The organism is Bacteroidales bacterium, assembly GCA_031275285.1.
GTDB lineage: Bacteria > Bacteroidota > Bacteroidia > Bacteroidales > UBA4181 > JAIRLS01.
Map to the genome: position 1 here is coordinate 1 of JAISOY010000087.1, position 10273 is coordinate 10273.

A 10273-nucleotide genomic window follows, 5' to 3' on the forward strand; every position below is an offset into this window, starting at 1 on the left:
CGGGCGATATTTTTAATGGCGCTTTAGCGGTTGCTTTGGCCGAAAGCCGCTCGTTGATTGAGGCGGTACATTTTGCTTGTAAGGCAGCTGCCATTTCGGTTACACGCATAGGCGCACAATCGTCGGCGCCACGTAGGGAAGAGGTGGATATGTTTAATGAAGTTCATTGCATTAAATGAAATATTGATAAGACAAATCAAAAAATCAAAAAATATGTTTATTGTACACAATTATGGATTAGCAATTATTTTTTGCTTTATTACGATGCTCTGCTGGGGGTCGTGGGGAAATACTCAAAAGTTAGCTGGTAAAACATGGAGATATGAATTGTTTTACTGGGATTACGTTATAGGGATGTTCCTTTTTGCGCTCATTATTGCTTTTACCATGGGCAATGTGGGAAATCAAGGACGTTCTTTCATTCAGGACATGGTACAAGCAAATATGAATAATGTCGGAAGCGCTATTCTTGGTGGAGTTATTTTCAATGTATCCAATATACTGCTTGCCGCATCGGTTTCGCTTGCCGGGATTTCAGTGGCTTTTCCGCTCGGAGTAGGTCTTGCTATGGTAATTGGCGTTATTATAAATTATATGGGTGTGCCAAAGGGAGATCCACTCATTCTTTTCATCGGTGTAGCGCTTGTTGCTGTGGCCATTATTTGTAACGGTGTCGCTTCTGGCAAGGCAGGTAAAAGTTCAGGAAAAAGTAATAACAATCGTAAAGGAATTATACTGGCTATAATAGCGGGTGTGGTCATGGCGTTTTTCTATCGGTTTGTTGCCGCTGCTATGGATCTTAATAATTTTGAAAATCCCGCCCAGGGTATGCTGACACCATATTCTGCCATAGTTGTATTTTCTTTAGGTGTTTTATTAAGCAATTTTATTTTCAACACCTATGCAATGAAATATCCGTTTGTAGGAGCAGCGGTATCTTACAAAGACTATTTTCATGGTAAATTCCCCACCCATCTTATGGGCATACTTGGCGGTGCTATATGGTGTATGGGAACAGCTTTTAGCTATATTGCTGCGGGAAAAGCTGGCGCTGCCGTATCTTATGCATTAGGACAAGGCGCCCCCATGATTGCGGCAATATGGGGTATTTTCATTTGGAAAGAATTTAAAGGCTCCTCAAGCCGTGTTTATGTTTTGTTATCACTTATGTTTTTATTGTTTGTTGTTGGACTTGGGTTAATAGTTTTGGCAGGGGCTAATTAAGATTCATCTAATACTAATAATTAACTTAATCTTTGTACTATATGGAAAGTAAAATAAAAAAAATGAGAAATAAACAGTATTATAGATTTCAATACTGTTTTGGAATGTTATTATTCCTGTTTTTTGGTGTCATTAATGTTACGGCACAGACCATTTCGGGTGTTGTCACCGATAACACTACAGGAGAGCCATTAGTGGGTGTTGTAATTGTAAATAAATTGGACAACAGGCAAAGCGTGTATACCGATAATTATGGTAAATATACTATAAATGTTGCAGCAAATTCAACATTAGTTTTTTCTTATATAGGATATACATCGCAAGAAATTAATGTTGGGGATCAGGTAATAATTAATGTGGCGCTCAGTGAGAATGTTGAATTAATTGATGAAGTAGTTGTTATTGGATATGGATCTATTAAGAAAAAGGACTTAACAGGTGCCGTGTCGGTTATCAAATCTGAGAGCTTGAGAGACCGGTCATCTTCAAATGTTATAAGTTCGTTGAGAGGACTTGCCTCTGGAGTAAAAGTTACTTCCAGCGGATTGCCTGGACAAAGCGCTTTTATAACTATACGCGGCTTGGGAAGTTTGACAAATAATAGTCCTTTGTTTATAATTGATGGGTTAATTGGAAGCTCGGATGTGCATATTAATGTTTCTGATATCGAATCTGTACAAATACTTAAAGATGCATCTTCTGCGGCTATTTATGGCTCGCGTGCAGCAAATGGGGTAGTAATTATTACTACTAAACAAGGACAAAAAGGTCCGTTAAAAGTTGAATTTGATGCAAACCTGACTGTTTCATGGCTGCCTCGTTATGACTTAATGGATGCCGAAACATGGAAGCATTTTGATGATATGGCTTATGATGAAGCTATACTTTCAGGAGTAGCGGGCGTTTTAAGGCGACAAAATCATTATGACGGAAATTCTGATTGGCAAAAAGAAATGTTGCGTACCGGCATACTTCACAATTACAATGTGTCATTTTCGGGAGGAAGCGACTGGGGAAAATATTTCGTTTCATTAAACAGGATGATAGATGAAGGAGCGCTTTACAGTACGGGTTATGACAGATATGCGTTCCGTGTGAATTCAAGCGGCAAAAAAGGTATTTTCTCTTACGGCGAGAATTTCTTCTTTTCGACATCAAACAGAAAAAATTTGAATGGGAATCCCTGGTCTGATTTTATTGCGATTTCGCCAACTATTCCTGTTTATGACGAAACACATCCCGGCGGATATGGCTATGGAGACCCCGACAGAGCAAATAATTACGGACGAAATCTTGTGGCCATGCAAGAATTATTTGTGCAGGATAATCCGGAAAAATTCCTCAGAGGTAATATTTATGGACAAATTTCATTGTTCAATATGGTCTCTGCAAAATTAAACGTATCCTATTCAAGTTATCTTGGCGTTACAAACACATTGCGGAAAAGAGGCAATTGGACTATGGGACAGGGAAGCGATGAGCCGTATATATCATTTGAAAGTTATCGTAGTGATGGCGTTGTGATAGAGCAAACGTATGACTTTAAACATAAATTCGGCAAACACGATATAGATGCTGTTGCCGGTATTAGTTATGATATGTTTAAAAGCAATTCTAACTGGACAACAAAACAAACGCCGTTAACCATAGGTGATAAATATATAGAATCTATAGGATCAGCAACTGGCTCCACTGCGGGCGGTGGGGGATATGAAAAAGCGGCTCTTATTTCTTATTTCGGGCGATTGAACTATTCGTACGATGATCGGTATTTATTACAGGCAACGATGCGTAGAGACGGGACATCACGGTTGCCCCAAAACACACGGTGGGGGACTTTTGCATCTTTTTCTTTGGGATGGAGAATATGCAAAGAAGCATTTTTTAATGTGCCATTTATTAACGATTTGAAGATAAGGGCAAATTACGGAACATTAGGCAGCAGCAACATAGGATACTGGGATTATCAAGAAACCATAAATATAGCTCCGCGTGCCGTATTTGGCTCACCCGAATATCAACTTGTTGGCATGACGCAATCGAGAATATCGAACAACAATCTTGTATGGGAAAAAAATACACAGGCAAACATAGGCTTGGATGCGGGCTTTCTCAATAACAGGCTAAATTTCACTTTCGAATATTTTAATTCTAAAAGTACGGATTTGTTGGTTTATTTGCCGATATTGATGTCTTCTGGAAATGAAGGCGGTAATCCGGCCGTAAATGCAGCAAGTTTGCGCAATACGGGGATAGAAATAGACTTAGGTTGGAAAGATCAAATAGGAAAAGATTTTTCTTATTCGGCATCACTTAATTTTTCAATTACGCGTAATAAAATACTTGATTTAGGCTATGGACGCACTGTATATTATGAGTCATTGTCGAAGGCCGAAATCGGCCAACCACTTGGGATGTTTTATCTTTACAAAATGTTGGGTATTTTCCAGTCCGAAGCAGATGTGCAAAATTACGTTAGTTCACAGGGGAAAATTATTCAACCGAATGCACTTCCCGGCGATATTATATACGATGACTATAATGATGATGGGATAATATCATCTGAAGACAGGCAGATAGTCGGCAATCCTTGGCCTGCTTTTGAAGCCGGCCTCTCGATAAGTGCAATATACAAAAGTTTTGATTTAAGTATAAACGGCTATGGACGTTTTGGCTATGATGTGTGGAATGGCTCGGCGGCAGCAACAGTTGACTTTACCGGAAATCAGAATAATTTTAACGGTATTGTTCCCTGGACACCCGAAAGACCCGTAACCAATTTTCCACGTATTGTATATGGGGACACAAGAAATTCCCGCGGCGATCAGGATCGTTGGCTCGAAGACGGTTCATTCTATAGAATAAGCGAGATATCATTAGGATATACATTGCCGAATCTGATTTGTGCAAAAATTGGTATTGACAATCTACGTTTAGGTGTTACATTGCAAAATTTGATTACGTTTACAAAATATTCGGGATTAGATCCTGAATTTCGCGATTCGGGAATATTTACACTGTCTTCAGATGGCTGTTCATTCCCCAATCCTCGTGCAGTATTATTTTCATTATCGTTCATGTTCTAAAAATATATAACTATGAAAAAGTTTTATTACAGTATAATATTTTTAATGTTTGCCCTGTTATCATGCAGCGAATCGTTGCTCGATATTAACAACGAAAATTCTATTAACAGTGGCGTGTTTTGGAAAACCGAATCTGATATAGAAAGTGGCGTAATAGCCATTTATAACATGTTTTATCGACAAGGGACATGGACCCGTAATATGCACACACAAATGCAAGGGATGTCAGATGATGGTGTTTCATATGCGGGCTGGACCGAATTGAATGAATATACAAAATTTATCTTTACCGATTATAATTTTAGTGAAGTCAATACTAAAATATGGCGAGAGCATTATGTCGCTATTTATCGGGCAAACCAAGTGCTTGACAAAATTGATGATGTGGTGTTTGCCGATGATAATCACAAGCAGGATTTGATAGGACAGGCAAAGTTTTTGCGTGCATTTTACTATTTTTATTTGACCGCATTGTGGGATAATGTTCCCTTAGTGCTTCATATTTCATCGGCAGATGATAAGCCTGAACAAAAAACAGCAGATGAGATTTTCACCCAAATTGAAGAGGATTTGAAGGATGCCTTTTTAAAACTTCCTGCCACACGAGAGACCAACGAGTATGGACGACCAACTAAAGGAGCAGCCTATGGATTACTTGCAAAAACTTATATGCAGCATCATAGATACGCAGATGCAATTACCTGTTTTGAATGGGTGATAGACGGTGAGGGGAAAAACTATTACGATCTTATGCCTGATTATGGTGACAACTTCCGAAATACTACCGAAAACAATAAAGAATCACTCTATGAGATACAATTTTCATTGATGAATAGAGTAGGGTTCGACCAAACCGACAACTATCTTGACCCTAATGCACAGCTTGGCACTCAAATTGAAATGAATCAAGCCCCAAAAGGTTTGGGTTGGAATAATATTGAAGCCCGACGCTGGCTGGTTGATTATTTCAAACGGGAAAAAACAGTCGATAATAAAAATGATATCCGTTTGTTCTATAGTGTATGGTATAATGATGCTGCAACAGATTTTCCGGATAAAAATGCTACTGTATATGGACTTCCATGGAGTTTCGACGCAACGTGGTCAGACCGTGTATTTATTAAAAAATACAGTACGGATGTTTATCCTTTATATTATTGGAACGACAATAATTTTAGAATATTACGATATTCGGATATGTTATTGTTATATGCAGAGGCATTGAATGAAAACAGCGCTACGCCACCTACAAAAGCGGTGGAATGTTTGAATCGTGTTCGTCAACGTGTGAATTTGCCGACAATTCAAAATAGTACATATTATAATGGATCACAAATTATTGGAAATAAAGACACATTTAGAGAACATCTTAAAATTGAACGTGGCTTGGAACTTGCATTGGAATGTGTGCGCTGGATTGATTTGAAACGCTGGGGATTGGATAATCAAACTGTCATAAACGAGTTGAAAAACAGAGATGCTGATTTTAATAATTTCATAGTGGGAAAATCACATTGTATGCCTATTCCCCAGAGTGAAGTAGATAACAATCCAAATCTTTCGCAAAATACAAATTATTAATATTTGTTATAATTATGAGAAACTATTATTTCATGTCAATAGTAATAACAATATCATTGTTTGTTTCTTCGTGCGAAAGGGGAAAGAATAATGAAAAAATTATAACGCCTGAAGTACAATATGAATTCAGTGGCGGGGCTGGGCATTACAACTATGCACCAAGTATTATTCAAGATAAATATGGGATTCGTTATGGTTTTATATGTCAAAATCGCGATCCTTTCAAAATCGTAGATTATGTTTATTTATACAAAGGAATTCCAACAAAAGAAGGATACAAATGGCAATCCGGGACAATGATAATTGAGCCTTCTGAAAGCGGATGGGATAATTGCCACATATGCGACCCGGATGTGAGAGAATTCAAAACGACCTACAACGGTGAGACGTATAACTGGATAATGACCTATTTAGGTGTTGACCAATGGGATTGTAACCACAATCAAATCGGATTAGCAATATCTAAAAATATTGAAGGCCCGTATATAAAATTTGACAAAAATCCGCTGATTACTTATATCGACAGAAGCAAATGGGGCGTCGGGCAAAGTACAACTGTGGTGTTGGATAGTACTGTTATACGCTTGTTTTATTCAAATTCAAATGGCGGATTTACTTATCGCGATATTAAAATAAATAATTTGAACGATATAAAATTTGGTGAAGAAAAGAAAATATCGGGTATGGGTGGGAACAATTATCCTGCGTATTCGCAAAAAAATGTTTATATGGTTTCGGAACGAAGAATAGAAATGGACGAACAAATTCCGACTTGGGTCGGGAATGTGTCGGAATTGACATATATTCCTGTTGACCAAGATTTGAGCACGCCAGGTGATCAGTGGATTAAGATAGGACATGTAGGTCCTGCTAAATCCGGATTCCCACGAAATCATAATCCCGGAATTTTGACGGATACACGAGGATATATGTTAAACGACGATGAACTTATCATGTATTTCACACCTGCGGTAACGGGCGAAGACTGGCTTTGGAGCTACGATTTATATTCTGCATGTTTCGACTTGAAATTTTTTTTTGATAAATAAACTGTTAAATTATGAAAAGAAAGTCATTTATTTTAATAACACTCTTGTCTTTAGGTTTAGTGTCTTACTCAAACAATACACCTAAATATCAAGAAAAAATTAAACTAATATTCGAAACAGATATTGGTAACGATGTGGATGATGCTTTGGCTTTGGATATGATATATAAATACATGGAAGCCGGCAAAGTAGATTTATTGGCTATAATGAGCAATAAAAACAGTAAATACGCTGCTGAATTTACAGATATTATGGCCACATGGTATGGGCATGCCAATGTGCCCATTGGTATTGTAAAAGATGGCGTAGATAGCGAAAGTGATGCCGTTAATTATGCACGTGCTGTTTGTGAAATTACTGTGGATGGTAAACCTGCGTTTGAGCGTACTTTAACCGATTACGAGTCGCTTCCTGAAGCAGTTGTGTTATATCGTAAAATATTGGCTCAACAGCCCAATCATTCTGTAGATATTGTTTCTGTTGGTTTTTCTACGAATATTGTGAAGCTGTTGGATTCGCCGGCTGATGAGTATTCGCCGTTAACAGGAAAAGAACTAATTGCTGCGAAGGTAAAACAACTTGTTATAATGGCTGGAAGTTTTGGTGAGAAGCCTTTGAAAGAATATAACGTTGTAAAAGATATTCCTGCTGCGCAAAAGATATTTTCAGAATGGCCCACATCGGTTGTAGCCACTCCTTTTGAAGTGGGGATTAAAATAGAATATCCTGCGGCGAGTATTGAAAATGATTTGGACTGGGGAGTACTACATCCTATGGTGGAAGCGTATAAAGCCTATCTACCGATGCCCTATGACCGTCCCACATGGGATTTGACAGCGGTACTTTATGCTGCTGAGCCGGATTCGGTTTTCATGAATAAATCTCCGAATGGAATAATTTCGATAGATACCGCGGGATATTCAATCTTTACGGCAGATGGGAGTGGAAAACACATATATCTTGAGGTTAACGATGAGCAGGTAAAAAAAATCAAAGATTACTTTGTGCGATTAATTACTAAAAAACCTTTAAAATACTCGGAACAATGAAAAAATATTTAATGATGTGGATTTTTTGTGGATTGATGGTTTCATGTGGAAAAGAAAAAGAATATAATTACAAACCGGAACCTAAACCCTCAACTCCGGCACAGGGGTATGAATTTGAAAATATTCAGGAAATTTTTGGTTTTTACGGACAGCAACGTTATTCATATTGTCCAAGCATAGTCAAAAAGGATGATGGCTCCATACACGTATTTTTTTGCGGCACGCAAAATATGGTCATGGTTGATAATATTTACCACATACGAATTAATCCTGATGGCAATCAAACACCGGCGAAAATTGTTTTAACTCCGGGCACTTCGGAGAGCTGGGACAATCATCATACCTGTGACCCTTCTGTTATCAAAGGGAATTTTTCTATGAATGAAAACAATTACCAATATGCAATGTTTTATTTAAGCAATATGTATGGGGTTTATTATAACGAAATCGGCGTAGCATTTAGCAACGATTTGGAAGCTAATACCTGGGTAAAATATCCTAATCAGGTTGTTAAAAAAACGTGGTCTTATGATGGGGATCAAGGAACTGGACAAGATTATAAATCATGGGGGGTCGGACAACCTTCAGCAGTTTCGCTTGACAGGCAAGGCCACGTTCTGCTTACATATACAATAGGAGATATTGATGGTACACGAATTGTTTGGGCGGAGATAGATTGCAGTAATATGGATAATTATACAGCGGGAACGGCTTATACAACTATGGTAAATAAAGGTTTATCTAAAATCGATTACACAGGAACAGATGTTACAACGGATTCTGACTTTGCTATAGACCAAATAAACAATAAAATTGTAATCGTTCGCCCAGTACACCCGAATCCATCAATTTATCCTACCCATATTGAAGAAGCTGTTGAAGTTGCTTATATGCCCTTAGATGATTTTCTACGTTCTACCGGGGAATGGACTCCGATATTGCGTATTACTCCTGAAATTTCGGGCTATCCGCGAAATCATAATCCGGGAATTGAACGTAATGCCTATGGTGAAATCGAAAATTGGGAAGAGCCAGTAATATATTACACTGTGAGTTTAGCGGCGCCTGATGTAGAGCCATCAGGCACAAAATTTGCAGAATGGACATATCATATTTGGAGAGGAAATGTGGTAAAAAAATAAATTAGTTAAATCTTAAAATTTGAACACTATGAATAAAAAAAATTTCATGATTTGTGCAGCGATTATGCTGCTGGCAGTATGGAGTTGTGAAGACAAAAACAACGCTGAAATTCAAATTCCTTATTTTTCTGTCAGACCATCGGCAATTACGCCGACATCAGGAGCGGGAACTTATGAATTAACAATAAAAGGATATTTGGGATGGACAGCTACCGTAGATGCTTCTTGGTGTACATTAAGCGAAACTACCGGAACGGGTGAAAAAGTTATTACGGTGTCGGTGGAAGCAAATCCGATTATTAGTATGCGTTCGGCTTTTATTACGGTAACGGCTGAAGACATGGTGCGTAAAGTAAAAGTTCTGCAAGATCATATAACATTAGGGCCGGGAGAGGTGTTGATTGATGGCATTATTTGGTCGACAAGAAATGTCGGAAACCCCGGTGAATTTACTGCCGAACCCGATGTGCAAGGGCTGTTGTACCAGTTTAATCGCAAGGTCGGTTATCCTGCTACAGGAGTGGTGAGCCCTGCAAATTGGCCTGCAAGCTATGTAAATGACAACACCGATTGGTTGCCCGAAAACGACCCCTGTCCGGAAGGTTGGCGTGTACCTACCCAAGATGAATTAGTAAATGTATGGACTATTGGCGCGACATGGAGATCTCCTGCTCAAACAGGATTTGCAATAGGTGGAGTAGTAATTGGAATCATCCCTGAAATGGCTGCAGATGCTACAAAAACAGACATGAAAGGAGGAATATTTTTACCGCAAAGTGGTTGGCGTACCGAAACTGGTGCTCTCGATCGCGATTGGCTGTGTGCTGTGTCTTGTGGCACTCAAGATGGCACTCATAATGGAAGAGTTATGCCTCATAGAGATGCCGGAAGTTATAATTGCCCAACTTGCGGCTCTGATAAAGCGTGGGCAGTTGCTGTTCGTTGTGTGAAAGACATTAACTAATATTTTAACACGACTGCTTAATTCCCGCGTGTGTTTTCATCAAAAAAACATACCGGCTCAACACCTCTTCCGTAATGTCGTTCCATGAGCGGGCAATGGTTTTTGATGCGTTTCCTCCAACCTGTTTGACGAGTCCGGGCATTTTGATTAACGTCTGGATGCGTTGTGCCAAGGCTCC

At 38.7% G+C, this 10273-nt stretch carries 8 protein-coding genes; all 8 read left to right on the forward strand.

All coding sequences use genetic code 11. The features are described 5' to 3' along the window. Positions 1–179: PfkB family carbohydrate kinase (locus tag LBQ60_09400; GenBank protein MDR2038126.1), on the forward strand; the 179-nt coding region annotated here is incomplete at its 5' end. 34 nt (positions 180–213) lie between these two features. Continuing rightward, positions 214–1224, forward strand: coding sequence for a GRP family sugar transporter (locus LBQ60_09405; protein ID MDR2038127.1), 1011 nt, complete (start codon positions 214–216; stop codon positions 1222–1224). Positions 1225–1286: 62 nt separating this feature from the next. After that, complete coding sequence (locus LBQ60_09410; GenBank protein MDR2038128.1) at positions 1287–4310, forward strand: TonB-dependent receptor; 3024 nt, start codon at positions 1287–1289, stop codon at positions 4308–4310. Positions 4311–4322: 12 nt separating this feature from the next. Next, positions 4323–5891, forward strand: coding sequence for a RagB/SusD family nutrient uptake outer membrane protein (locus LBQ60_09415; protein MDR2038129.1), 1569 nt, complete (start codon positions 4323–4325; stop codon positions 5889–5891). Between the two features lie 14 nt (positions 5892–5905). Then, positions 5906–6940, forward strand: coding sequence for a hypothetical protein (locus tag LBQ60_09420; protein ID MDR2038130.1), 1035 nt, complete (start codon positions 5906–5908; stop codon positions 6938–6940). A gap of 11 nt (positions 6941–6951) precedes the next feature. Next, the gene (locus LBQ60_09425) at positions 6952–7989 is read left to right on the forward strand and encodes a nucleoside hydrolase (protein ID MDR2038131.1); all 1038 of its coding nucleotides are present in this window, start codon (positions 6952–6954) and stop codon (positions 7987–7989) included. Next, positions 7986–9131 carry a sugar-binding protein gene (locus tag LBQ60_09430; GenBank protein ID MDR2038132.1) on the forward strand — a complete coding sequence of 382 codons (1146 nt, stop codon included), beginning with the start codon at positions 7986–7988 and terminating at the stop codon, positions 9129–9131. Before LBQ60_09425 ends, LBQ60_09430 begins: the two co-directional genes overlap by 4 nt. 28 nt (positions 9132–9159) lie before the next feature. After that, positions 9160–10095: a BACON domain-containing protein gene (locus LBQ60_09435; protein ID MDR2038133.1), complete on the forward strand. Its 936-nt coding sequence runs from the start codon at positions 9160–9162 to the stop codon at positions 10093–10095. Positions 10096–10273 lie beyond the last annotated feature (178 nt).